This is a genomic window from Salicibibacter kimchii, assembly GCF_003336365.1.
GTDB lineage: Bacteria > Bacillota > Bacilli > Bacillales > Marinococcaceae > Salicibibacter > Salicibibacter kimchii.
In genome coordinates this window covers 3,454,452-3,478,167 of sequence record NZ_CP031092.1, presented here as the reverse complement: position 1 = coordinate 3,478,167, position 23,716 = coordinate 3,454,452, and the positions used below count along the sequence as shown (strand labels likewise).

Genomic DNA, 23,716 nt, shown 5'->3' with positions numbered 1-23,716 from the left:
ATGACTACAAATGCGATGCAAGTTTTTGAAGAAAAAGAATCCGTGGTGCGAAGCTACAGCCGTAGCTTCCCCACCGTTTTTCACAAAGCGAAAGGCTATCAATTATGGGATGAGGCAAACAACGAATTTATTGATTTTTTCTCGGGAGCAGGCGCCCTGAATTATGGGCATAATGATGATCGCATGAAGGAAAAACTAGTCGAATATATCCAAGAAGACGGCATTATTCATTCTTTGGACATGGCTTCAAAGGCAAGAAGGGAATTCCTGGAAGCTTTCAATTCCACGATTTTGGAACCTCGCAATATGGATTATAAAGTCATGTTCCCCGGACCGACCGGAACAAATGCTGTTGAAAGTGCCCTTAAACTTGCCCGCAAAGTAAAGGGGCGTACAAATATTGTGAGTTTCACTAATGGTTTTCACGGAATGACACTCGGTTCTCTTGCCGTTACTTCTAATGAGTTTAAAAGAGCCGGTGCAGGGGTTCCGCTAGGAAACGCGCTTACCATGCCATATGACAAGTTCATTGATGAATCGGTAGAAACACAAATGAAGCATATCCGAAGTTTCCTTGATCGGGACGGCAGCGGCGTAGACAAACCTGCCGCCATCATATTGGAAACGGTGCAAGGTGAAGGTGGGCTTAACGCCGCCAGCAATGAATGGTTGCGGGAAATTGAGCGTTTGTGCCGAGACATTGATGCCCTCTTGATCGTCGATGACATTCAGGCAGGGGTTGGGCGCGCCGGGTCCTTCTTTAGCTTTGAACCGTCTGGAATCCAACCGGATATTGTCTGCATGTCCAAATCGATTGGCGGTTATGGAATGCCAATGGCGATCACCCTCATCCGTCCTGAACTCGACCAATGGTCACCAGGTGAGCACAATGGGACATTCCGCGGGAATGCTCCGGCCTTTGTGACAGCCACAGCCGCGTTAGAATACTGGAAAGATGCTTCTTTTGAAAAAGAAATTGCAAGAAAATCAGATAAAATCACTGCATTTCTGCAAAAAATGATCGAAGACTATCCAGAATTGAAAGGGAGCTTGCGCGGTCGAGGTTTCATCCAAGGTATTCGTTCGGATGTGCCGGATCTTGCAAACAACGTATCCTGGCATTCGTTTAAAAACGGACTAATTATGGAAACCGCGGGACCAAATGATGAAGTCTTTAAGCTCTTTCCGCCGCTCATTGTCGACGACGATGGCTTAGATGAAGGTTTGCGGCGTCTTGAGCTTGGTATTCGCGACGCGGTTAAAGAATAAGTCAACGATGACAATAGTGAGGGCTAAAAATTGTTTGGCCCTCACTCCACAACCAGTAACAACACGGAGGAAAGCAATCATGAAAATCGTTAACCTTGAAGATATTAAAGGATCGGACCAGGAAATAGACGCCGGCAACTGGACAAGTCGCCGCCTGCTCATGAAAGATGACAATATGGGGTACTCGGTAAATGACACGATCATTCGCGCCGGAACAGAAACTCATATTTGGTATCAAAACCACCTTGAAGCGGTCTATTGTATTGAAGGAGAAGCTGAAGTAGAAACGTTAAAGGACAATAAAACGTACCGAATTACCCCCGGCACCTTATATGCCCTTGATGAACATGATGAACATTTATTGCGTGGAATTAAGGACGCTCGCATGATTTGCGTGTTCAACCCACCATTAAGCGGCCGTGAAGTTCATGATGAAAACGGCGTCTATCCCGCTGATTTGGATTAAATGTAAAACCCCTTGGATGGTAGTATTCCAAGGGGCTTTGTTTTGCTATTCATCATCGGGATTAAGGGCCGGTTTCTCCCAATAATTCTCGGCTATTTCGTCTAAGTCTTGGCTGTCGACACGATCCCCTTCAAAGTTTTGCAGCTTTTCCGTGTTAACCGTCATATCCAGGATCGTATCAAGTTCCCCGGGACCTGTTTCGGGCTCAACATAAATATCCCAAACTAAATGAATCTGTTCCACTTCTTCTATTTGGAACAAGCGTTGCAAAATTTGAGCGGAACGATTTAGCGTTGATGTACGGATAAGATCCGTTGTAATGTTATCCTCCGTTAACAGTTCAGCCTCCAACACTGCGCGCTCATCTGTATCACCTTCATTAAAGGTAACGCTTTGGATAACTTCATGATGATCAGACGTCACTTGGCCAAACTCGGATGTAATGTGCCAACCTGCCTCTTCTTCCACGGTATCCACTGAATCCGGAACATCATACGGCTCATCAGCCGCAATCTTATTTGTTGATGAATCCGTAAAAAGTAAAAAAAATCCCAGCGTAACGATGGCCGCTGAAAATGTACCGGTAAACAATTTTATTTGTTTATATTCGTTCTCTTTCCGCCGCGGCCAAGTAACGAACATGAGAAAAGCAGCAAAAACTGTGCTAACACCGGCAATGATTAAAACAGTAAGTGCAACAAGCGCCAACGTTTTAGCCCCCTGTGTGAATCCATTCTTTTCTTCCAGTATACTAGAGGGAGAAGCGTTACCATACCTTAAATTATGAACGTTTCATGTCACTTTTCGGCAAGCCGGATTTTCAAGCCGATATACATCCATCCACTGCCGATGTTTACAGATGCTGGCTTGTTTTTCCATTCCAAGAGATTTGGCAATTTTTATGGACGGGACGTTTTTTGGATGAATGATTGATGTCAGCCCATCAATGGCCAATTGGTCAAAGGCAAAGTTTTTGCACGCATACGCAGCTTCTTTCCCATATCCCTTCCCCCATAACGATCTAGCTAACAGGTACCCGAACCCCATATGAATTTGTCCTTTAATTTTTTGAGGGCGAAAACCACACTGCCCCACAAATTCACCATTTTTCCGTTTTTCTGCCACCCAAAAACCAACGCCGAAACTTCTGTAGTCTTGATAGGCTTGTTCCATCCATTCTCCCGTTTCTATTTTCGTTTTCGTACCGTCTGCAAACCTCATCACGGCAGGATCGGAAAACAAATCCTCTAATGATTTTCGATCCCCTTCCGTTATCTCCCGAAAATGCAAACGGTCACTGTCAAACAATGGTCATTCTCCTCTACCTATCATTATGCAACCAGTTTACCATTTCTTCGATAGCAAACGTCAAGACCTTTGACCGTCAAGCGCCCGTTCAGATCTATATTTCCTGTACTTCCTGAACTTACTATCCCTTGGGGGCCTCTCGTTTTGTTAAAATTGGTATGCAATCTTGATTATCTAGACGGAGGAGTGATGAGCTAATGTCTGTTTCCACAGATCTAGCCGCCATAAAAATTATTGCCGACACGACGCAGGAACAAAGCACCTCAGCCGTTTTGCAGCGGGCAGTGAAAAACCTCGTTGACAATGTGACATACATCCATTATGCGGCGTGGTACGAAGGAAATACGGAGAAAGTAGCGATCGCTGCGGACAGCAATGATACATATGCCGGAACATTAAGCTTTCCCGTGAGCCAAAACGAAGGGGAAGAAGAAATCGGAACATTAGTCGTGGCTACAAAAGAAAGTGTCGCATTTGATGTGACAGATTTAAACACCCTGCAAAAAGTCGCCGACTACATTGGGAAATGGAAGAATGTTCATTGATCTAATGGTAAAATTCGCCGACCGCTTAGATGGTCCAATGATTGAAATTGGTAGCCTTCTGATTCCAGGGCGTCAATGACATCACCAAGTGCTGCTGCGTTGTCTTTCGATACCGAATGGAGCAGAAGTACCGCTCCGGGATGAACACGGTCCATAATCCTATCATAGGCATAGGCTTTGCCTTTTTGCGAATCAGGGTTCCAATCGACATAAGCAAACGACCAGAATATATGCTGGTACCCTTCTTCTTTTGCAATTTTCATCGTTCTTTCATTAAATGTACCGCGGGGGGGGCGTAAATAGTTCATTTCCTTCCCCGTCAATGCTTTAAATGCCTCCTCCACCCTGGATAGCTCCGAAACCACTTCGTTATCATTTAAATCAGGAAAACTCGGGTGATTCCAGGAATGATTGCCGACAATATGCCCTTCCTCATCCATCCTTTTGATTAAATCCACTTCGCGATCAAAGTAATAGCCGGTAACAAAAAAGGCAGCCGGAACATCCTTCTCTTTTAATACATCCAAAATAACGTCTGTGCAGCCATTTTCATAACCGCTGTCAAACGTAAGATATATATTTTTAGAATCCGTATCGCCAATAAAATACCCATTATAACGATCGAGCAACTCGATATAATGAGGTTCTGTCGTAGGCGGTTGATTGTTTTTCGCCGGTTTAAAATTCCAATCGTACGCGTTTTCACCATAAGTTGAATGACTGGCGAGCATGAATAAAAGGAGCGACATGAGCAATAGCGTCCCCCATTTTTTCCTTCGCCCTCTTCCCATTTTATTCGCCCTCCTTTTCTTCATTCGCCATTTTTTGTATCCTTGAATAGTATCACGTTAGAAAACTTATCTTCCCGCCAAAAAAGGGAAAAGTCAAAGCCCATTCTTATACGCACCCTTATCGTACAAAAGGAGATTATGATGACCAGTAAAGCAAAAGCACCAATGTCCCCGACCAACGATCCGTGGGAAGCCTATGAAGATTACGCTAGGCTTGGAACGCATACGCTCACAAACGTCGAATTCACAACGACCACCCTGTGCAATATGCGTTGTGAACATTGTGCCGTCGGTTCAATGTTAAGCCGTAGAGACCCTTCGGACGGACTACCTGTCGACTCGCTCCTGAAACGTCTGGATGAAGTCGAGCACCTCCGAGCCTTAAGTATCACGGGCGGAGAACCGATGCTTTCTAAAAAATCCGTGGACCAGTACGTCGTGCCGCTGCTTCGTTACGCTTCGGCTCGCGGCGTGAGCACCCAAATCAACTCGAATTTGACGTTGCCGTTAAGCCAATATGAAGCGATTCTTCCATACATCGACGTTCTACATATTACCCACAATTACGGAAGCTTTGAGGATTTTGCGGCCATCGGTTTCGCTCATATGGAAAACCCGCCCCATAGGGAAAAACGCCAGCAATTCTTTGAGCGAATGATCGACAATGCAAAAACGTTAACGGGACAAGGGATTATGGTGTCCGCGGAGACCATGCTGAATAAACGAACGTTGCCCCATCTTGAAGCGATCCACGACCAAATTGTCGCGATGGGGTGCCAACGACACGAAGTGCACCCGATGTATCCGAGTGATTTCGCCAGTAACATTACAATCGCGACGTTACCGGAAATCAGAAACGGCATTCACCGCTTGCTTGATCATCGTGATCGTGAAACGTGGATGCTTTTCGGGACATTGCCTTTTTACGCCTGTAATCAAGATGAGGAAGATCTTCAGTTGTTAAATCGACTATACGAGAGCAAGAATGTGACCGTAAGAAATGACCCTGATGGCCGCAATCGCTTAAATGTGGATGTATTTAGCGGCAAGATCAGTGTCACCGATTTTGGTGATGAACCTGCCCTCGGCAATATCCAAAACACACCGCTGACGACTGCGTTTGCCAACTGGAAACAATCTTCGCTGGCGCGTTCCCTTCACTGTCACTGCCCGTCTGTTCAATGCCTCGGACCGAACGCCCTCGTCAAAAACGCTTACTATCAAGACGTCGACTTCCGATCCAGAACGAGTCACCTTTAACCTTCGCCTCATCGCGAAGGTTTTACCCATTTCGGTACGTTAACGTCACATGGTCTTTGACCGGAATCCAACCGTCCACCGCTTGTTTTTCGATGTTTTTTACCTCGAGTAAACGCTTATTCCCTTTCATGACAACATACACTTCTCCATAGGTCACGGTGCCTTTTTCATGGACAGCAGGTACATAACCTTGCAAAACCCCGAGTTTCTTGCCTTCCACTTGGTAGTTCGGCCCGGCTTCCGTCCCTTGCCCAACCGTTGAGCTAAAAGAAAGCGGGAGCGACGTTTTGTCTGAGGCTTTCATTTGCATCAAGTTTTTGACGCCTTCAAGTTGAGGAACGTCGCTGTTCAGTTCCCCTTTGGCTTCTTTGTTTTGCTGTTGCTTGTACTGCAGTGAGACAACACCATCGCCCCCACGGTTATCCTGTTCGTTTGTATTAATATTCTCGTATTCCCAGTTCACTTCCGTATGCTCGGAATCGTAATTTAACGCCCATGTCCCTAAATAAATGGAAGCATTAGAGCCAAAAGGGATTTTCGAATCCTTGATGGTCGATTCATTTAACAAAGACACAAGTTCAGGGTTATCGATCGTTTCTACCGTGGTCTCCTGCAAGTCTTTCGTTAATTCCGAAGGCTCTAATTCAGGCTGCTCGCGGCCCGTATTGCTGTATGTGTTCTCTCTGGCAATGTCATAGACATGATCCGGTTTTTCAAATGAATCGTTATCTTCTTCATCGGCATCCACGCTTTCCGGCAAGACGATCGACGTGCTTAAAAGCAACATCGACGCGATGACTACAAAACCTCTCATTCCAAAGCCTCCCTAATCATTTTCGTTTATTATGATCTATGGAAGGCGCGATTATCCATGAAAAGAAAAAACAGTGCCTCTTAAATGAAGCACTGCCGCTTGTTACGCGTTTAATGTAAACGACTCAGTCACGGTAATCGCCGGTTCTACCGATTGTACGATGGAGCAATTCTTCTTTGCGATTTCCAACATTTTTTCCATGAGTTCTTCTTTAACGCCTGCTGCTTCTATCGTGTAATGAAGGTGCACCGTTTTTACGTCATGAGGCTCATCATCGTTTCTCGTCACGTCCGCGTGAATGCGAATATCCCCGATCTCCACGCGGCGTTTTCTCATGATTTTCCTAAGCACGCTCCCGCTGCAACCGGCGATTGCTGATACGAGGAGTTGATAAGGCCGAAATCCGTGTTCATCCTCCCCGGAAATCAGCAATTCCCCAAACGGCGCTTCCGTTTTGAAGGCTTCCTCACTTGCGATCCGAAATTCCATAGACATATCCCTCCCATTTACGATCCATTGTACCGAAAGTCACCGTTTTTTGCAGCGATCGCACTCAAACTAGCCATCTTAAAGAAATACAAGTATGGTTATCGACCTTCCCGCATTTCACGCATTTGTTCAAAGCTACCCTTATCATCGGTGACGACCAGCTCTTTATCTTCTATTTCGTCCTGTAGTCGTTCTTCGATATCCGTGATTACTTGATCAACATCGTCCCCCTTGGTCTGAATACCGACAATCACGCGTGCACCCTCGACGACGACGTAACTTTCCTCGACATCATCCATCGCGTTAATCGCTTGTTCAATGCTCTCCGCTGTTCCATCGTTTACGGGATCCGGCTGTTCATACCGCTGGGCTCGTTCCTTTTCAGCTTCCCGTTCTTCCTCTGTAAACGTATCCTTATCCGTCACATCTTGAGGATTATTAAACCAAAATGTGCCACGACCGTCTGTTTTGTTACGTGATCCCTGATCTTCATCCCTTTTCACTCGATCATCAACGGTAAAATCATCACGCTCGTCCGTTTGATGACTCACTTTATCCATATTAATTGATCCATCCGAAACCCCTTCCGGATTCGCGGCGTTTTCATTATTTTCATCTGTGTTTCCACATGCAACTAAACCGGATAAAATGATGGAGGTACATAGTGCCAGTGTGATTTTTTTCATTCAAAATCCCCCCTCACGCCAATGGCCCCGGATTTTCATAATATTGTTTTATGCCTTCTACAGCTCGATAGGACAACGCGCCTACCGTTGGTGTTGGATTATACCCGCTGTTATTGGGAAAAGCGGAAGCTCCGACAACAAAGAGGTTTTCGCAATCCCACATTTGTAAATAATTATTAACTGCGGACGTATCCGGGTCTGCTCCCATGATCACACCGCCGGTATTATGAGTCGTCTGGTAAGGTCTGATGTTATAATCACCAATGTCCGGATTAGCGACAATGTCGCTGGCGCCCATTTCTTGCATGATCTCTCGCATCCGCTCGGTTTGATGTGCGGCAAGATTGCGGTCCTGCTCCGTGAAATTATAAGTCATCCGTAATAAAGGGTCTCCAAGGCTATCCGTATACGTTGGATCCAAGTCCAGATAATTATTCACATAGGGCATGCTTGCTCCTTGAGAACCAAGGGATAGCGTCCGGAATAAGTAATGTGCATTTGCTTCTTTAAATTCACTGCCCCATTGTTTCGTACCCGGCGGGACCGGATTGGTATTAATCGGACGAATCCCTGTTTGTGAAAGTGAAATCGTACCACCGTGAATAAAATCGAGTTCGCTATGATCAAAATTGTCAGCGTTGTAATCTTCCAGTTGTCCTGACAAAGCACCTGCTCCAGCATACAGATTAAATTGCTCTTCAAAGAACCCTTGCACGGATGCCATTATTTGATAGCAATAATTTTTTCCGATCACACCTGTCTGGGTATCCGGATCATAAGGGGTTCCAATCTCCGATTGTAATAAAAGTCGGTTGTTGTTCATCACATAAGTCGTGAGAATAACAATATCCGCCGGTTGGAAAAACTCTTCACCGGTTCGTGTATCAATGAAGTACACCCCGTCCGTGCGTTCACCATCATAAGAAACCCTTCGTACATTGGCATGCGTGCGAAGTTCAAAATTCCCGGTTTCCCTTGCGGTCGGAATGACCGTAATAATAGGGTCGGATTTCGCTTGATAGTCGCACCCGAAACGTTCACAAAACGAGCAGTACTGGCATTGTTGAATCGTCTTGCCATCCGGGTTCGTATACGCTTCCGATAAATTGGCAGAAGGGCCTTGATAAGGATGCAGTCCCAAATTACTTGACGCTTCTTTAAACATTCGAATCGCCGGTGTTTCGACCATCGGTGGAGTTGGGAATTCCGTTGAACGCCAGGGCGTCATTTCATTATCCTCACCTGATGTGCCGATCGTTGCATCAAAATGGGCAAAGTGTTCTTCCATTTCGTCATAGCTAATCCCCCAGTCTTGGAGGGGCATATCTTCAGGAATTTTATCCTCACCGTAACGATCGATGGTCTGCGAACGAATCTCAAAATCATATGGAAAGAAACGTGGGCACACCCCATTCCAATGGACCCCGGCGCCACCAAGATCTGTGCCTAACAAAAATGAGCCGAGTTGTCTCATCGGTAATGCCCTCATATCGCGATCATTTCGGAATGTTAATGTTTCTTTCGATAAATCTTGCATCAGGTCATAACGAACCGCATATTTCAGTTCATCCTTTTGCATGATAAAATCATCAATGGTACGTTCGGCGCCACGTTCCAATCCAATAACCTCGATGCCTTCCTTCGCTAGTTCAGCAGCAATAATCCCACCGGCCCAGCCGACACCTATGACGGCTGCTTCTTTTCTAGGTAACTCCGTTACCATAATCAACCTCCTTATAATTGCCCATGGTTTATTCATGATGATCATATAAACTGATCGGATCTATTTCCTCAAATTCTCCGTCAATGACATTTGTGTATGCCATTTGAGGACCCGGATATTGAATCTGCCGCCAGCCTTCCATATTAAGATTCCCGCCATAGACAGGATCGGAATAGGCACCTTCGATGGTCGCTGTCCGTAACATGGCAAAAAATTCATCGGAAGTAATGCCCGTCATATCAACGTCGCCTTCCTCAAATGCTTCTAAAATTTCATCTTGGGTGTCCACTTCCAGATCAAAGAAAGACTCGTTAAATTGATTTTCGGCTATATTTTGGATTGTGCGAACACCGTGAAGAAATGCGTCTCTACGCAGTAATCCCGATTGCGGACCTTGGGTAGGAGCACCTTCAAAAAAAGGACCATTCATATATTCTCGCGAATTAAACCCATATTCGCCTGCAAGCTGCTTGTCAATATAATAAGGTACTGCCAGACTTATAGCGCCCGGGCCTACATCATCATCAGGAAAAATTCTCTCAACGGCCGCACTCAACACGTCAAAGTCCTCTTGCCGTTTAAAAAACATTCGTGCTTGTGTACGCTGCTCCGGCGAACCATTTTCTGTTCCTTCTTCCGTATCGGTTGCCTGATCACCGGCGATAAAATTTTGCGTAAATACTCCACCAAGGATCCCACCGCCAACAGCACCGCCTACAACGTAACCGCTATTTTTTAGAAACTGCCGGCGTGAAATGCCTTGTGTTTGTTGTTCATCGTTTTCGTCTGCCACTTGTCCCCCTCCTTTATTAGATTGTTTGAAAAGGAATACTTTCTTCTTTTGCCCAAAAGATGGGATTGATATGCGAATGAGGAAAACGCCGACTTCTTTGCACCGACGTCCATGCTAGTGCGGAATAGGGGTACATTTGGTGATGTGTGGCGCCAAATTGTGAAGAAGTGCCAAAAATTAGTCGCCACACGGGGGTGGCGACTAAAATCGAAGGTAACGCTAAATATTTGTCGTCACCTTGCAACCCGATAAACGGGGCCCGCTAACAATTATTGGCTATGGTGCCTTCTTACGGGCAAAATCAACGCTCGTCCAACAATTAATGGCCGTAAGCATCATTCATACGGCCATAAGCATCTTTAAGACGATTTCTTTGTCGTCGTTTTCTCTTTTGCCGGCTTAGATTTCTTTGCCCCCGATTTCTTTTTCGTGCGGTCAACCGATGCTTGCAACGCATCCATTAAGTCTGTCACATTGTCCGGCGTTTTCTCTCTCTCTGGGGTTACGACGCTTTCGCCGCTCTGTTTCGATTCAATAAGCGCGAGTAAGTTTTTCCGGTATTCATCTTCATATTTTTCCGGCTCAAAGTTAGCCGTTAACTGATCGATTAACAGGACTGCCGTGTCGAGTTCTTTTTTCTCGATGTTTTCGCTCGATGGGACATTGGGGACATCGGCGCTTGCACGAATTTCATCGGGGTAATGCAACGTTTCCATAAGCAGCACCTCATCGCGAATCCGCAAAACGGCCAACTGTTCCTTGGAACGAATCATAATCTTGGCGATTCCTACCTTACGAGTATCGGATAGGGCCTTTCGTAAAAGAGCATACGCCTTCGTTCCCCCCTCATCGGGTCCCAAATAATAGCTGCGGTTAAAATAAACAGGGTCGATTTCATCGATATGAATAAAGTCAAGTATTTCCACTGCCTTATCTGTTTTTGCTTCTTTTAACAATTTCAATTCTTCGTCTTCAACGATAACGAAACGTCCGTCGTTCATTTCATGCCCCTTGACGATATCCTCATTTTCCACCGTTTCCTCACAAACGGGACAGACCTTCTCGTATTTAATCGGCGTATGACACTTCTTATGAAGGTTACGAAACGAGATCGATTTATTTTCAGTTGCCGCGTGTAATTTGACAGGAATTGATACTAATCCAAACTGAATGCTCCCTTTCCAAATCGTATGCAACAGCCTTCCCTCCCTTTTTCATTTTAGTTTGGGAAGCAAAAACGTCCGGCATGCGTTGTAAAATATGGGTGTACATAAAGAAAAAAATATGTAGAAAGCTAACATTGGAGGTGGTGGCATGTCATTCATGTTAGCGTTCAGCCGGGAAGAACTTCCCGAAGGAAAGCAATGGCATTATGAATTAAAATACGACGGCTACCGTGCACAGCTGGTTTGGGATGGCTCGACATGCTCCTTGTTCAGCCGCAACCACAATCATTTGGAAAAACAATTTCCCGAAATAATGGACACTTGCTGCCGGCATTTCCCAAAGAAAACCGTGCATCTCGACGGGGAAATCGTTCTTTTGCAAAACCCGGGGCTTGCAGATTTTCATGCCCTTAAACGTCGGCATCGCCTTCGTTCACAAACTTCCATTCATGCCGAAAGCTACAAGCGTCCTGCATGCTTCCTCGTCTTCGATATCCTCGTATCCGATGATCGCGACATGAAAAATGAGTCTTATCTAAAAAGAAAACAAGAACTTAAACGTATAATCGGAAATTTTGACCTACCCACAAACCCGACGCCACAGGATACACGCCGCATTCAATCGATCCCTACATATAAAGATGCTGAAACGATTCGAGATCAAGCCAAGCTTTATCGCAGCGAGGGGATCGTTGCCAAAACTTCCGCGCATTCTTATACGGAAAAACGCTCGGAAGCCTGGTTAAAAATTAAAACCCCTTACGTGCTTACCTGCTTCATTCTTTCTTATACGCCTGCAAATGGTTATTTTGAAGTGGGGGTTTTTAAAGAGGGAGAGGCTGTCACGCTTGGGCAATGCGCACACGGGTTTTCGAAAACGGAAAAAGAAACGTTGGCCACCATCATAAAAAATAACGGTTCGTGGAATACGAGCCGCCGATTGTATGACATTGAACCCTCCATTGTCGTGACGCTCACGTTTACGACCTACAGCCAAGATTTTCGCGAGCCTCGTTTTCAATCTTTTGCGCTCGACACTCCCGCCGACCAGTGTACTTGGGAAACGTGGGAAAATGCCATGCTGAAATGGCCGAAGCGGGTAACGTTAACACATCCGGACAAACCATTATGGAAGGATCCCAAAATTCTCAAGCGCGAGTTTCTTGGCTTTACTCGAGCGGTCGCCCCTTATGCCCTTCCTCATCTCGCCAAGCGTTTACTGACGGTTGTTCGCTATCCGCACGGCAAATATGGCGAAGCATTTTTCCAAAAACAATGCCCGGAATATGCCCCTGCCTATGTCGAAACCGAAGCCTTTGAAGATACCGATTATGTCGTTTCTAATCACGTGGATACCTTGCTGTGGCTTGCCAACCAACTCGCTATTGAATGGCACATTCCGTTTTCGCTGTCTTCAAGCCGTTACGTAGAGGAAATTGTTCTTGACCTTGATCCGCCCGATACAGAAGCTTTTTCCTTGGCGATCGAAGGCGCGAATGTTTTAAAAAAAATATTCGATCAACTAGGATTAACAAGCTTTGTGAAATTTTCCGGAAATAAAGGGTTGCAAGTGTATCTCCCCCTTCTCAAAAACCGATACACATACGAGGACACGCATCCGTTTACGGAAGCGATCGGTGCTTACTGCCTGCAACAAAGACCAGATTTATTCACCAGGGAACGTCTCAAAAAAAAACGGGGCAGAAAGCTGTATATCGATATTCCCCAGCACGCTTTTGGCAAGACCATCATTGCTCCATATTCGCTTCGAGGAAACGAGGAAGCGCTCGTCGCCTGTCCTTTGTTCTGGGAAGAAGTATCCTCAAGCCTTCATCGGACAGCGTTCACTCTTCACGGCGTCCAACAACGGCTACAGGAGGAAGGTTGCCCCTTCGATCCCTTTATGGACACGCAAAATCAGCTCCCTAATTTCAGGCCCCATTGATTTATGCTATGATGGTATATATACGTCATTTTTTCATCACACCTTTCGTTTGTCGAGGAATTGATTGACCAGGAGCTGTTCACCATGAACGATACAGAACTTCCGGATACAAAAAGCGTTAGTAAATGGGGCGTGCTTATCGCTGCTTTGCTCGGCGGTTTTATGGTTATTTTAAATAATAGCCTGATGAATGTTGCTCTTCCATACTTTATGGAGTTGTTTCAAATTACCGCTGTCGAAGGGCAGTGGATTGTTACTGCCTTTGCGCTCGGAATGGCAATTGTGATGCCGCTTACAAGTTACCTAAGTAAACGTTTCGGTCCTAAAAAAATCTTTTTAATCGGTACGTCTATTTTTTTTGTCGGTTCTTTAGCCGGCCCTTTTTCTTGGAATTTTATGAGCATCATTGTCTTCCGATTGCTTCAAGGCTTCGGGGGCGGATTAATTATGCCGCTTACGATGATGCTCATCTTCAAGCACTTTCCGAAAAATGAGCGCGGGCTCGCGTTGGGCATTTGGGGAGTAGCAGCCATGGTGGCCCCGACCATTGGTCCTACCCTTGGCGGTATTCTTTTGGAGTTCTTTTCCTGGGAAATGTTATTTTATATTAATGTTCCCACAGCGTTTATCGCTGCCGGTGCTGCCCTTTATTTTTTACAAAAAGATTCAGAGCCGACGATGCTTCGTTTTGATTGGCCCGGGTTCCTATTTGTCAGTTTTGGTCTCGTCACCGTCATGATCGGTATCGACCTCTTGCAATCCCGGCCCGGCGAGCTATGGGTATATGGCCTAATTGCTGCCGGCTTGGCCGGGCTTGTGTTGTTCATGTGGCAAGAGCTGAGAAGTGACGAACCGCTTTTGAATATACGTATTTTAAAAAATAACGTCTTTAGCGGAAGTTTGATTGTCATTAGTTTCAGCGTGATGGCCATGTTTTCTGTTCTGTTGCTTGTTCCTATCCTTATCCAGGATATTTACGGCTATTCGCCCCTTTACGCAGGCTTTGTCCTCTTTCCGCAAGCGATATCCATGGGCATCGCGATGACGATCGGAGGCCGGGTCCTTGATAAAAAAGGGCCTTACATCGTCATCATGTTCGGTGTGGTGACAACAACCATTGCCACCTTTGCCATCGGGTTCTCCATCGGGCAAGTGGGAATCGTTATGCTTATCATTTTCTTGATTTTCCAGGGGATTGGGAACGGATTGATCAATACGCCCGCTTCCACCGCAGGATTAAACGCTTTAAAAGAAGAGCATGTTCCTGCCGGATCGGCATTTAACAACGTTTCCCGGCAATTAATGAAGGTGATCTGCGTCGTATTTTTATCGATCTTTTTTGAATATCGCAGGGGGGCGCATTTAGTCGGAAACGAATGGACAACGGCAGGGGAGCAGGCGGTTCGGGATTCCTACTTGCTTGTCGCCTCCTTGCTTGTTGCCTCCATCCTGCTCGTCTTTTACTTGCGAAAACGGTGGTAAAACCAATCCCCGGGGATAACCGTCGATAGGGGTACCATGATCCGTCCATGATGCCCAGAATAGGAAGATACGGGCGATCCAGTGTCCTCGTCGACAGCCTCCCCCCTCAAAACAACATATAAACAACCTTCCATTCATTTGCCTTTACATCCAAAAACTGCCATAATATGACTCGATTATTTTTGTGGACAGGGGTTGCACCATGGCTAAAGCGATTGTGAAGCGTATGATTCAATCGACCTGGGAATACAGACTATTTGATATCGCCGCCCAGATGGCCTACTATTTCCTGCTGGCTTTATTCCCTTTACTCATCGTTCTGCTTAGCATTTTGCATTTTTTACCGGTAGGCGTTCAAGATGTCCTTGAATTGATTCACCCTTATGTACCGAACCATTTATTATCATTCATCGCCGCAAATTTAAGTGATGTATTGAATGTCAATCGAGCGGAGACGCTTTCCATCAGCACACTCGTTACCATTTGGATGACGTTAATGGGGGCTTTTGCCGTTATTCGTGCGGTTAACAGCGCTTACCGATTTCCCGATCCGTCCTTATCGCGAATGATTCTCGTTGGGTTCGTGCTCGTCTTCACGTTACTGACGGCAGTCATTGTTTCGTTGTTGTTTCCTGTCTTCGGAGAGCCTATCGGCCGGTTTGTTTTTACCATCCTGGGCCTGGAAGAAACGATGCACATATTCTGGTCTTTTATCCGTTGGGGGATTAGCTTTCTTGTCGTCGGCGTCGTGTTGCTCATTCTTTATATGATCGTACCGAGTCAACACATGAGCTGGCGTGATACGTGGCCGGGGGCCTTATTCGCTGCCGTTGGTTGGCAGACGGCTTCGCTCGGCTTTTCTTATTTTAACCAATGGAATGATTACACCATTATCTATGGAGGACTGGGCACGATCATCGGCCTTATGATCTGGTTTTTTCTAACCGCCTTGATGATTCTTCTCGGAGCACAGCTGAATGCCGTGATGATGGACATGCATCGTGAAAGTTGATAAGCGTCGGTATAAAAAGAAGCCCTCAATTCCGTCCGTGGAGGTTGAGGACTTCGAAGGTTTAACGGATATCCGATCCATACACTTGATCGATGATTTCATGGGCTGGCTTGGAGCCCAAATTTTTCGCAATTTTTCCGTTTATATACGAATCGCTTATATGCTGGGTAAGCTCGGACACCGACTCTTTGCTCCCGACAAAATAAGAACCATTTAAACCCCTGTTTTTCAGTTCATTTGTTAATACAGGGGCAAGATTTTTATACCAGCGATGCTGGTTTTCTTCAAAGCGGCGTTGAAAATCATCAATGCTTGTATCTGCCGCTGACGGTGGCGAAGATTGGTCATCGTAATCTATCCAATCCTCTTTTTCTAAATCCCAGCTGAATTTTTTCTCATCGCGTACTTCCCCAAGCGCGACGTCAATAAGCGTAACGTCCCGTTGTTGCGTGACGATGATCCCCGTGGCCGGGTACTTTTCCTGCAGTTCTTCCAACTGGGCTGTGTCCGCCTGCGTATCCCAATGGAATGAGCTTTCAACGGGAACTTGAAGTGTTGTTGCCGTCCAGATATCCCCATCGGCGGAAGCAAAAAGAACGAGGCTTTTTTGCATGTTTTTTTGCTGGTCATAAATATAAGCATTCGCCTCTCGCAAAAGATTTTGTAAGGCTTTTTTGCTTTCCTTTTCATCGCTTTTTTCCGCGTACTCTTCCAGACGTTTGATTCCATTTTTAAGGCGAATCTTCCATTCATCGTGTTCACTTAGATCCGTGTTTAAGTAAATCGTCAGAATGCCAAGATCATCCTTTTTACTTTTGAGTGTATTAAATTCTTCGTCTAATGCCATCCGTCTCATCCCCCTATTTATCTTTACTGTTTATATTTCCACTGTGGAGGAGAGTTAAACCTGGCATTTCTCGGATTTTAATGTTCATTGCCGTGATCGTCCGAACTTCCTGATTTGACTTTCACCCCGATGGTACGCGCCCGATTTGTTCCGACGTACAGGAGGTGCTAGTGGTGTGTTTCAGAAATTCTTTCCCTGCTCGCGGATCTTGAAAAAGGTTTGAGTATTCGAATAGATCCGAACATTGGACATGCGTTCTATCATCGACACAAACGACGATACTAGATTGCAATCCTAAACATGTACGGCATCGGCATGGAAGGAGAGCAACGAGGAGGGAATATGTCGAAGGATAGGCAACATCGGCAAAAAAGAGAGCAGCGCTGTGCTGGGAAACCGAAGCAAGCACGGGAACGTAGCAGGCCTTCTATTCATTTGGTTCCTTTCCACTGTTTTTCCACGATTCAACCGTTGCTGTCTCGAAATCTCCTCGATGCCTTTGTCCTGTTCGCTTCTTGGATCAATTCCTCGTGAGGCATACCAAAATGTTTGAAGATTCAACGACGACGTCCATGGCTAGATCAGCCCCAGCGCTTCGCTCATCTCCTACGCTGTATCGTTTATCCGTCGAAAACGCTGCGATATCAACCGTTTTTAGAACACGTGCTTCAAACGTTTATATAATTAGAGCAAAAATCCCAGGTGATTTTTTAAACGGTTCTTGATGATAAATCAACACGGAGAACGAATGTTTCGACCACTTGCTGCTCTGCTTTGAATGCATAGGGAAAGAATTTCTGGTACGTTGTACTAGTGCCGGCTTTGCAACAGTACGTGATGTTTTTAGCGAATTCCTTTCCCTGTAGGAGTTAAAAGCGCTCCTCTGATAAAAGTTTCATCTTATAATTTTCCCGATGTTGTTGAAACTCTCTGCCTGCCCCTTTAGCGATGGCCATGACGTCTGAAGCGGTGTCCTTCAAATGTGAAGAGTGCTTGGCTATTTGTTCAACGTCCTCACCCGCTTCTTGCAAGCGTTCGTTCACCTTTTCTGTCGTTCCCTTTACCAATTCGCTGATTTCTTCGCGATTCTCTTGAACAAACGCGCTGGCGTCTGTTACCAATTGCTTGCATTCTTTTACCCGGGAAGCAGTTTTCTTTCTCGCATTTTTATTAAATAACAAAAACCCCACCAGCGCGGATACACTCCCCGTGGTGATATAAATGGCCCATCTTGTTTCTTTTTTAGTCAACGTTATCCCTCCAAAACCCAAGTTAGATCTTGTTTAATGTTTAGTTTACCACAAACAGCCCCAGATTATCTTTCCAAGAACATCCAAAATGAAGCGAAATAGTATGAATTCTTCTTTAAATTGTAACATTTTATCAATGCGTTCCGGCTTCACATACGTTATAATAAAAATAAGAAAAATGTTCATTCATCTACAGAAATAAACAGAATTTTTGAATGGCATTTTCTTTAATATAGAAAAAGGAGAGAGAGACAAAGCATATGCGCAGACCATTTCGTACTTCATTTTCAGATTTAGTGGATCAAAATAAACAGGATCTCGAGCAAGATTCAGACATGCTTGACTATATTGAAAGACGCGTGGAAGATAAACAACTTCGCCGTCTTAAGAAAAGAAGCAATCAGAAAAAGGCGCTCTCCTAAAGCGCCCTTTTTTTTATGCATTCACACTACTCATCCGCTCGGCCGATGCTTCGGTGAATCAAATGGTAAACCATGGAACGGATCGGCTGGCCTTCATTAAGCAATTGATGTTTCCCATTTTCAATCAACGCAATGGTGGCATTAGGAAATTTATCTTCAAAAAAACGCAAATTATGCTCCCAGGCTACGGTCTGATCGTCCGTTCCCTGTATAATGTCCACGTCCATGGAATGGGAAGCAAGTTTCCGAAACCGCCGCTCCCATTCAAACATTGCCCGTACCCAAGCGAGTGGAATCCGCGAGGATTGTAAAGGATCAAAACGTTGTTTTTCCACATAGGTCGGATCCGATGAATTCTGACGGTAGCGCCTCGGAAGTTCTTCCACAAACATATTGGCGGCGTAATATCCGAGTTTAGCAGGCTGCCATCCACGGGACCGTGCCAACGGAGCAACGAGAATTAATTTGCGCCAATGCAAGTCCCGTTCCGATAATATGTAATGGGCTGCAACCCCGGCGCCTGTGCTGTGACCGATAATGACTTGCGGGTGAATGTCCGCTTCAGCCAGCTTATCCAACGCCTTTCCCAAAGTTTCTTCATATTCTCGAAAATTGTCCACACGATACCGTTCGCCACCGGATAGACCGTGCCCTTGAAAATCTACCGCTGATACGCTGTTTCCTTGCTCGATTAATGAACGAATAAACGGAGCAAGCATTCCAACATGTTCCATAAATCCGTGCAAAAGTAAAATTTCTTCCTTAGGACTTGGAGGCGTGAAGCGCTGCATAAAAACAAAATCGCCGTTCACGTTCATTGGAAAGCGTCGATAATGGACGTTAACGGGTAACCCATAATAACGAAAATAATGATGCAAGCCCTTCACCTCCTTCTCGACTTAGATGATTGAAGGGAGACCAACACATTTGGCCTCCCCCTCGATATTTATTCAAAGTGCTTTTTATACTCTTCGTATCCTTCTTTTTCCAAATCTTGCACCGGAATAAACTTTAATGCTGCTGAATTAATGCAATAGCGAAGACCATTTTCACCGGGACCATCAGGAAACACATGTCCCAAATGCGAATCGGCATCTTTGCTTCGCACCTCGGTCCTTCGCATCCCTAAGCTCGTATCCAGTTTTTCTTCTACACCCTTTTCATCCAATGGATTCGTAAAACTGGGCCAGCCGCAGCTCGAAGCAAATTTTTCTTTAGACGTAAACAAAGGTTCACCGGAAACGATATCCACATATAGACCTTCCCCAAAGTGGTTCCAATATTCATTTTCAAACGGGCGTTCCGTAGCGTCATTTTGGGTTACTTCATATTGCAGGGGTGTCAATCGTTCTTTTAAATCTTTTACATCGTCCACTTTCTTTTCACTCATTTAATCATCTCCCCAATACGTTTTTATGAACGATTCCCTTCCGGAACCTTTGTTATAGAGCTGATAATGAAACGGGTTTTTTAAATGGTAATCCTGATGGTTTTCTTCTGCATCATAAAAAGGAGCAGCCGCTCGGATCGGTGTAACAATCGAAGCATTAAAAGGACCGTTTTCTTCAAGCTCTTGGCGTGACTCCTCTGCTAATTGCTTTTGTTCTTCATCGTGGTAAAAAACAGCTGTTTCATACGACGCTCCACGATCATTAAATTGCCCGCCGGCATCCGTAGGATCAATGTTTTGCCAAAAGATTTTCAGCAATCGTTGATAGCTGACCTCATTCGGCAGGTACGTTAGCTGGATCGCCTCCACATGGCCTGTTTTGTTCGTGCAGACTTCTTCATAGGTGGGATTTTCGGTATGACCGCCCGTGTACCCCGATTTCACTTGAAGCACACCGTCTTCTGCCTGAAAAGGCCCAACCATACACCAGAAACATCCCCCGGCAAAGGTCGCCAACTTTTGTGACTCACTCATACAATATCATCTCCTGTCTCTTCATGTGAAAAAATCCGCCTCTGGGGAGGCGGAGCATGTTCGTTGCTACATGTTCGGTTTAGCCGGTTTGTTTCATTTGCAGTTGATTGAGCGATTCTTTGATAAATGCCGGGATGTCCTCAGGCTGACGGCTGGTGACAAGATGGTGGCAAACGACGACCTCTTGATCATGGACGTTTGCTTTTGCGTATTCAAGGTCCGTTTGGATGGATGTAAACCCTGTTACATTCCGGCCTTCCAAAGCTTTTGCTGTAATCAACAACTGTGGTCCGTGACAAATCGCGAACACCGGCTTGTTTTCATCCATAAAATGCTTCGCAAACGTCACGAAACGTTCATCAGCACGCAACATGTCCGGGGAAAAGCCACCCGGGATAAAAAGTGCATCAAAGTCTTCGGGATTTACATCATCAACGGCCGCGTCCACCGGAACGCTTTCCTGATTTTGTTTTCCGGTTACACTTTTTTTCGTTTCTTTTTCTATAACCGTCAATTCATGCCCCGCTTGTTTGAACGCTTCTGCGGGTTGTGTATATTCAACGTCCTCGAACATATCTGTCAGGACAACTGCAATCCTCATGGTTGATCCCTCCTTACAGTCTGTTCCATTATGTACTATACCACGTCTTTTGCATGTATAAACATCCCTATTTTCTATCATAGTCCGCTTTGATTTCGCCCCAAGCTTTCGTGTCCCATTTTAACAGGGGTGCGGAGATAGCATTGGTTTGCAACCATTTTTCTGCCCGATCGATGGCCTCCCATATTTCCTCGGTTGTTTTATCTCTTGGAAGTGTCGGCTTTGCTTTCTTTTTAGTCACCCACGTCATTGCCGTTTGGGAATCGGAATAAATCGGGAGTTTGATGCCTTGTTTTTCTTGCCAAATCAATGCATCTACAATGGCGAGAAATTCACCCATGTTATTTGTACCTTTGGAAAAAGGTTGGTGTTCAAACAAGATGCTCCCATCTTTCGTGTAAACCCCCCGGTATTCCACCGGCCCCGGGTTCCCGTGGGTTCCGGCATCCACGGACATACTGTCTCTTATGTACGTTTCCTCTTTTTTCGAGGGAGTGATCGAGGTGTTTCCCTCTGTATAATACGCACGTTCTGCTTCTTCCTTGCTTGAAAAAGATTTAAAACGGGCACCTTTATAACCGTTCACTTGTTTTTGACATTCATCCCATGACTGGTAAATGCCGGGCCTCCGACCTTGCCAGACGACATAATATTTCTTTTTTGCCATCTCTCCCACCCTACAGATTTGCCTTTATGCTCGTCAGTATATTATAAAACTTGGCATTTGCCAAGACAGCCAAAGCCTGAGTTGCAAAACCTTTCTTATCTGCCTAAAAAAAGAAGCCCATGAATCCTCATAGGCTCCTGTTCGCGGCTTGATTACATCTCCTCATCGTCGTCTTCCATGTCGTCCATGCCGTCGTCTTCCATTTCTTCGCCACCGTCATCCATTCCATCATCCATGCCGTCGTCGCCATCTTCCATATCACCGTTGCATGCCGCTAACATCCCAACGGCAAAAATACTGGATAACGCCCCATACAATAATTTCTTACTCATGTGTTCGTCCTCCTTTAAATGTATTCGCCAGTCTCGCATCGTTATCTGGCCACTAATCAAGGCTATTCCACATGCATAAGTCAATAAAACAATCAATACGTCTTTTACAAATAATCACACATTTTCGCGATAGTGTGAAATTAAAAAAGAGCCTTTCCATCAAGGCTCTTATAGAATCTTTATTTTTGGCCGGTTAGGCACCTTCTTCCATATCATCTTCCATCTCTAAATCATCTTCCTGGCCGCCTCCATTTTCCCCGCCGCCATCTTCCATTTGTCCGCCTCCGCCATTTCCGCCGTTGCCGCCGTTTTGTTCTCCGCCACCGCCGTCATCTTGGGCGCCACCGCCGCAAGCCGCCAACATCCCAACGGTAAAGACTGCCGATAGTACACCATACAATAATTTCTTGTTCATTATCATTTCCTCCTTGGATATATGATTCCAGCAATTGATTTGCTTGGTTATGATTTTTCCACTCATTTCGTGTGCTATTCGAGATCGATCAATTTCACATACTTTCCCATGATCTTTATCCATTAAAAAAGAAGCCCAAGTATTACTCGCGGCTTCCCGATTATGTTTCTTCGCTCTGTTTGTTTGAGGTAAATATTCGATCCAATGCTATATAAATGGAGAAAAGTAACAATGATACAAACGTAAATCCTATATAAAACCTAACGACCCAATTTCGTCCAACTTCAAGCATTTCGTTCGCATATATTCCCGCGCCTACCGCCATAAGAATAATCATACATGCAATCGAGCATTCTAATTTACGGTTTTTAACCAAGGCGATGATTTCTTTCATGACTTACCTCCTTCATCTAAATTTTTATCAAGTATATCACATTTATTCAATCCGTTAACGTGCAATCTTATTATTGATTTTATACAATGGAGATGCACAAGTTTCAAGGAGGGAAGACGATTGATCTTTGTTGATAATGGAAATACCACAGATCCTAGTATCAATCTCGCCATCGAGGAGTATATCCTCAAGAATTTTAAAGAGGCCGATATGTATCTGCTTTTTTATGTGAATGAACCATCGATTATCATCGGCAAAAATCAAAATACAATCGAGGAAGTCAATACAGACTACGTGGAAGAAAACAATTTACACGTCATTCGACGCCTCTCGGGCGGTGGTGCTGTCTATCATGATCTTGGCAACTTGAATTTCAGTTTCATCAGTGAAGATGACGGGAACAGCTTCAGTGACTTTCAAACATTTACAGCACCTGTCGTCACTGCTTTGCAACAAATGGGTGTCCCTGCTGAGCTAAGCGGCAGAAACGACCTACAGGCGAACGGGTATAAAATTTCCGGCAATGCGCAGTTTGCTTCCCGCGGTCGCATGTTTAGCCACGGTACGCTAATGTTGGATTCAGAGCTGGAAAACGTTGTATCCGCGTTAAACGTCAGTGACGAAAAAATTCGTTCGAAAGGGATTAAATCCATTCGCAGCCGAGTGGCAAACATTAACGACTTTCTTGAAAACAAGATCGCTATGGAAACGTTTAAAGAAACGCTCTTGCACCATCTTTTTGAAGGAGACAGCACGTTTGAGCGCTATAACCTGACGGACGACGACTGGAAGCATATTATGGAAATTTCGGAAAATCGATACCGGAAGTGGGATTGGAACTATGGAAAGTCTCCGAAATATGACGTAAAAAAATCGAAAAAATTTGATGCCGGTTTGGTAGATTTTCGCTTTAAGGTGCAAAAAGGAATCATTGCCGACACAGCCATTTACGGAGATTTCTTTGGTACGGGAGATGTTGAAGACATTGAATCCCGCTTGAACGGAACGAAATATGAACCGAAGGCCATCGCGAATGCGTTGGAAGATGTTGACACGCAAACGTATTTTGGTCCAATCGCAAAAGCAGACATCCTTGATTTATTGTATTAACCGCA

The 23,716-nt window shown here is 45.1% G+C and carries 26 protein-coding genes and 1 pseudogene; 9 read left to right on the top strand and 18 right to left on the bottom strand.

Translation table 11 applies throughout. The annotated features are described in order from the left end of the window. Positions 1–1,269 carry a diaminobutyrate--2-oxoglutarate transaminase gene (gene ectB, locus DT065_RS17695; protein WP_114375643.1) on the top strand — a complete coding sequence of 423 codons (1,269 nt, stop codon included), beginning with the start codon at positions 1–3 and terminating at the stop codon, positions 1,267–1,269. Between the two features lie 79 nt (positions 1,270–1,348). After that, positions 1,349–1,735 (top strand): ectoine synthase, encoded by a 387-nt coding sequence (locus tag DT065_RS17690; protein ID WP_114375641.1) that lies wholly within the window; start codon positions 1,349–1,351, stop codon positions 1,733–1,735. Positions 1,736–1,780: 45 nt separating this feature from the next. Here DT065_RS17690 and DT065_RS17685 read toward each other — a convergent pair whose 3' ends face one another. Further along, a complete protein-coding gene (locus DT065_RS17685) occupies positions 1,781–2,443 on the bottom strand; it encodes a hypothetical protein (RefSeq protein WP_114375639.1) in 663 nt (220 codons plus the stop codon). Positions 2,444–2,527: 84 nt separating this feature from the next. After that, on the bottom strand, positions 2,528–3,043 hold the full coding sequence (locus DT065_RS17680) for a GNAT family N-acetyltransferase (RefSeq protein ID WP_114375637.1): 516 nt from the start codon (positions 3,041–3,043) through the stop codon (positions 2,528–2,530). A gap of 197 nt (positions 3,044–3,240) precedes the next feature. On the opposite strand from DT065_RS17680, the gene DT065_RS17675 reads away from it, so the two are divergent. Further along, positions 3,241–3,588, top strand: coding sequence for a GAF domain-containing protein (locus DT065_RS17675; RefSeq protein ID WP_114375635.1), 348 nt, complete (start codon positions 3,241–3,243; stop codon positions 3,586–3,588). On the opposite strand, the gene pdaA is transcribed toward DT065_RS17675, so the two are convergent. Beyond that, entirely contained in the window at positions 3,582–4,379 is a 798-nt protein-coding gene (pdaA, locus tag DT065_RS17670; RefSeq protein WP_227002660.1) for a delta-lactam-biosynthetic de-N-acetylase, read from the bottom strand. The genes DT065_RS17675 and pdaA overlap by 7 nt on opposite strands. A gap of 141 nt (positions 4,380–4,520) precedes the next feature. Between pdaA and yfkAB the strand changes: the two genes are divergently transcribed. Further along, entirely contained in the window at positions 4,521–5,639 is a 1,119-nt protein-coding gene (yfkAB, locus tag DT065_RS17665; RefSeq protein WP_114375633.1) for a radical SAM/CxCxxxxC motif protein YfkAB, read from the top strand. Positions 5,640–5,661: 22 nt separating this feature from the next. Here the strand turns inward: yfkAB and DT065_RS17660 are convergent, their stop codons facing one another. The 6 genes from DT065_RS17660 to ku form a co-directional block, all read right to left on the bottom strand. Next, positions 5,662–6,453: a YfkD family protein gene (locus tag DT065_RS17660; RefSeq protein ID WP_114375631.1), complete on the bottom strand. Its 792-nt coding sequence runs from the start codon at positions 6,451–6,453 to the stop codon at positions 5,662–5,664. Between the two features lie 102 nt (positions 6,454–6,555). Next, positions 6,556–6,942: an OsmC family protein gene (locus DT065_RS17655; RefSeq protein WP_114375629.1), complete on the bottom strand. Its 387-nt coding sequence runs from the start codon at positions 6,940–6,942 to the stop codon at positions 6,556–6,558. A gap of 98 nt (positions 6,943–7,040) precedes the next feature. After that, positions 7,041–7,628, bottom strand: coding sequence for a YhcN/YlaJ family sporulation lipoprotein (locus DT065_RS17650; protein WP_114375628.1), 588 nt, complete (start codon positions 7,626–7,628; stop codon positions 7,041–7,043). Between the two features lie 13 nt (positions 7,629–7,641). Further along, entirely contained in the window at positions 7,642–9,351 is a 1,710-nt protein-coding gene (locus DT065_RS17645) for a GMC family oxidoreductase (RefSeq protein ID WP_114375626.1), read from the bottom strand. 28 nt (positions 9,352–9,379) lie between these two features. Further along, on the bottom strand, positions 9,380–10,144 hold the full coding sequence (locus DT065_RS17640; RefSeq protein ID WP_193550784.1) for a gluconate 2-dehydrogenase subunit 3 family protein: 765 nt from the start codon (positions 10,142–10,144) through the stop codon (positions 9,380–9,382). A 359-nt stretch (positions 10,145–10,503) separates the two neighbouring features. Continuing rightward, on the bottom strand, positions 10,504–11,340 hold the full coding sequence (gene ku / locus DT065_RS17635) for a non-homologous end joining protein Ku (protein WP_114375624.1): 837 nt from the start codon (positions 11,338–11,340) through the stop codon (positions 10,504–10,506). Between the two features lie 118 nt (positions 11,341–11,458). Between ku and ligD the strand changes: the two genes are divergently transcribed. From ligD to DT065_RS17620, 3 genes are all read left to right on the top strand, one after another. After that, positions 11,459–13,255, top strand: a complete 1,797-nt coding sequence (gene ligD, locus DT065_RS17630; protein WP_114375622.1) for a DNA ligase D — start codon at positions 11,459–11,461, stop codon at positions 13,253–13,255. 84 nt (positions 13,256–13,339) lie between these two features. Next, the gene (locus DT065_RS17625; protein ID WP_114375620.1) at positions 13,340–14,737 is read left to right on the top strand and encodes an MDR family MFS transporter; all 1,398 of its coding nucleotides are present in this window, start codon (positions 13,340–13,342) and stop codon (positions 14,735–14,737) included. A 202-nt stretch (positions 14,738–14,939) separates the two neighbouring features. Then, positions 14,940–15,749, top strand: coding sequence for a YihY/virulence factor BrkB family protein (locus DT065_RS17620; protein WP_114375618.1), 810 nt, complete (start codon positions 14,940–14,942; stop codon positions 15,747–15,749). Positions 15,750–15,810: 61 nt separating this feature from the next. On the opposite strand, the gene DT065_RS17615 is transcribed toward DT065_RS17620, so the two are convergent. Together DT065_RS17615 and DT065_RS17610 are read right to left on the bottom strand one after the other, a co-directional pair. Then, positions 15,811–16,596: a VLRF1 family aeRF1-type release factor gene (locus DT065_RS17615; protein WP_114375616.1), complete on the bottom strand. Its 786-nt coding sequence runs from the start codon at positions 16,594–16,596 to the stop codon at positions 15,811–15,813. A gap of 869 nt (positions 16,597–17,465) precedes the next feature. After that, complete coding sequence (locus tag DT065_RS17610; RefSeq protein WP_114375614.1) at positions 17,466–17,846, bottom strand: hypothetical protein; 381 nt, start codon at positions 17,844–17,846, stop codon at positions 17,466–17,468. 260 nt (positions 17,847–18,106) lie between these two features. Here DT065_RS17610 and DT065_RS17605 point away from each other — a divergent pair, with 260 nt between their 5' ends. Beyond that, complete coding sequence (locus DT065_RS17605) at positions 18,107–18,268, top strand: FbpB family small basic protein (RefSeq protein ID WP_114375612.1); 162 nt, start codon at positions 18,107–18,109, stop codon at positions 18,266–18,268. A gap of 26 nt (positions 18,269–18,294) precedes the next feature. Here the strand turns inward: DT065_RS17605 and DT065_RS17600 are convergent, their stop codons facing one another. The 7 genes and pseudogenes from DT065_RS17600 to DT065_RS17570 form a co-directional block, all read right to left on the bottom strand. After that, positions 18,295–19,146, bottom strand: coding sequence for an alpha/beta hydrolase (locus DT065_RS17600; RefSeq protein WP_114375610.1), 852 nt, complete (start codon positions 19,144–19,146; stop codon positions 18,295–18,297). Positions 19,147–19,214: 68 nt separating this feature from the next. Then, positions 19,215–20,192, bottom strand: a pseudogene (gene msrB, locus DT065_RS19440) (peptide-methionine (R)-S-oxide reductase MsrB). Between the two features lie 79 nt (positions 20,193–20,271). Next, on the bottom strand, positions 20,272–20,793 hold the full coding sequence (locus tag DT065_RS17590; protein ID WP_114375608.1) for a type 1 glutamine amidotransferase domain-containing protein: 522 nt from the start codon (positions 20,791–20,793) through the stop codon (positions 20,272–20,274). 67 nt (positions 20,794–20,860) lie between these two features. Further along, positions 20,861–21,460 (bottom strand): ribonuclease H1 domain-containing protein, encoded by a 600-nt coding sequence (locus tag DT065_RS17585; RefSeq protein ID WP_114375606.1) that lies wholly within the window; start codon positions 21,458–21,460, stop codon positions 20,861–20,863. Between the two features lie 152 nt (positions 21,461–21,612). Continuing rightward, positions 21,613–21,792, bottom strand: a complete 180-nt coding sequence (locus tag DT065_RS17580) for a hypothetical protein (protein WP_114375604.1) — start codon at positions 21,790–21,792, stop codon at positions 21,613–21,615. A 193-nt stretch (positions 21,793–21,985) separates the two neighbouring features. Next, positions 21,986–22,207 (bottom strand): hypothetical protein, encoded by a 222-nt coding sequence (locus DT065_RS17575; RefSeq protein ID WP_114375602.1) that lies wholly within the window; start codon positions 22,205–22,207, stop codon positions 21,986–21,988. A gap of 160 nt (positions 22,208–22,367) precedes the next feature. Continuing rightward, the gene (locus DT065_RS17570) at positions 22,368–22,601 is read right to left on the bottom strand and encodes a hypothetical protein (protein WP_114375600.1); all 234 of its coding nucleotides are present in this window, start codon (positions 22,599–22,601) and stop codon (positions 22,368–22,370) included. A gap of 120 nt (positions 22,602–22,721) precedes the next feature. Here DT065_RS17570 and lplA point away from each other — a divergent pair, with 120 nt between their 5' ends. Next, on the top strand, positions 22,722–23,711 hold the full coding sequence (gene lplA / locus DT065_RS17565) for a lipoate--protein ligase (protein ID WP_114375598.1): 990 nt from the start codon (positions 22,722–22,724) through the stop codon (positions 23,709–23,711). The last annotated feature ends 5 nt before the right edge of the window (positions 23,712–23,716 follow it).

Excerpts from the sequence above, each read along its gene's own strand:
- DT065_RS17575 (WP_114375602.1), bottom strand. The coding sequence starts at position 22,207 with ATGAACAAGAAATTATTGTATGGTGTACTATCGGCAGTCTTTACCGTT.
- DT065_RS17615 (WP_114375616.1), bottom strand. The coding sequence starts at position 16,596 with ATGGCATTAGACGAAGAATTTAATACACTCAAAAGTAAAAAGGATGAT.
- ligD (WP_114375622.1), top strand. The coding sequence starts at position 11,459 with ATGTCATTCATGTTAGCGTTCAGCCGGGAAGAACTTCCCGAAGGAAAG.
- DT065_RS17570 (WP_114375600.1), bottom strand. The coding sequence starts at position 22,601 with ATGAAAGAAATCATCGCCTTGGTTAAAAACCGTAAATTAGAATGCTCG.
- DT065_RS17675 (WP_114375635.1), top strand. The coding sequence starts at position 3,241 with ATGTCTGTTTCCACAGATCTAGCCGCCATAAAAATTATTGCCGACACG.
- DT065_RS17620 (WP_114375618.1), top strand. The coding sequence starts at position 14,940 with ATGGCTAAAGCGATTGTGAAGCGTATGATTCAATCGACCTGGGAATAC.
- DT065_RS17655 (WP_114375629.1), bottom strand. The coding sequence starts at position 6,942 with ATGGAATTTCGGATCGCAAGTGAGGAAGCCTTCAAAACGGAAGCGCCG.
- pdaA (WP_227002660.1), bottom strand. The coding sequence starts at position 4,379 with ATGGGAAGAGGGCGAAGGAAAAAATGGGGGACGCTATTGCTCATGTCG.
- DT065_RS17650 (WP_114375628.1), bottom strand. The coding sequence starts at position 7,628 with ATGAAAAAAATCACACTGGCACTATGTACCTCCATCATTTTATCCGGT.
- DT065_RS17585 (WP_114375606.1), bottom strand. The coding sequence starts at position 21,460 with ATGGCAAAAAAGAAATATTATGTCGTCTGGCAAGGTCGGAGGCCCGGC.
- yfkAB (WP_114375633.1), top strand. The coding sequence starts at position 4,521 with ATGACCAGTAAAGCAAAAGCACCAATGTCCCCGACCAACGATCCGTGG.
- DT065_RS17625 (WP_114375620.1), top strand. The coding sequence starts at position 13,340 with ATGAACGATACAGAACTTCCGGATACAAAAAGCGTTAGTAAATGGGGC.
- DT065_RS17645 (WP_114375626.1), bottom strand. The coding sequence starts at position 9,351 with ATGGTAACGGAGTTACCTAGAAAAGAAGCAGCCGTCATAGGTGTCGGC.
- DT065_RS17580 (WP_114375604.1), bottom strand. The coding sequence starts at position 21,792 with ATGAGTAAGAAATTATTGTATGGGGCGTTATCCAGTATTTTTGCCGTT.
- DT065_RS17690 (WP_114375641.1), top strand. The coding sequence starts at position 1,349 with ATGAAAATCGTTAACCTTGAAGATATTAAAGGATCGGACCAGGAAATA.
- DT065_RS17605 (WP_114375612.1), top strand. The coding sequence starts at position 18,107 with ATGCGCAGACCATTTCGTACTTCATTTTCAGATTTAGTGGATCAAAAT.
- ectB (WP_114375643.1), top strand. The coding sequence starts at position 1 with ATGACTACAAATGCGATGCAAGTTTTTGAAGAAAAAGAATCCGTGGTG.
- DT065_RS17590 (WP_114375608.1), bottom strand. The coding sequence starts at position 20,793 with ATGAGGATTGCAGTTGTCCTGACAGATATGTTCGAGGACGTTGAATAT.
- DT065_RS17660 (WP_114375631.1), bottom strand. The coding sequence starts at position 6,453 with ATGAGAGGTTTTGTAGTCATCGCGTCGATGTTGCTTTTAAGCACGTCG.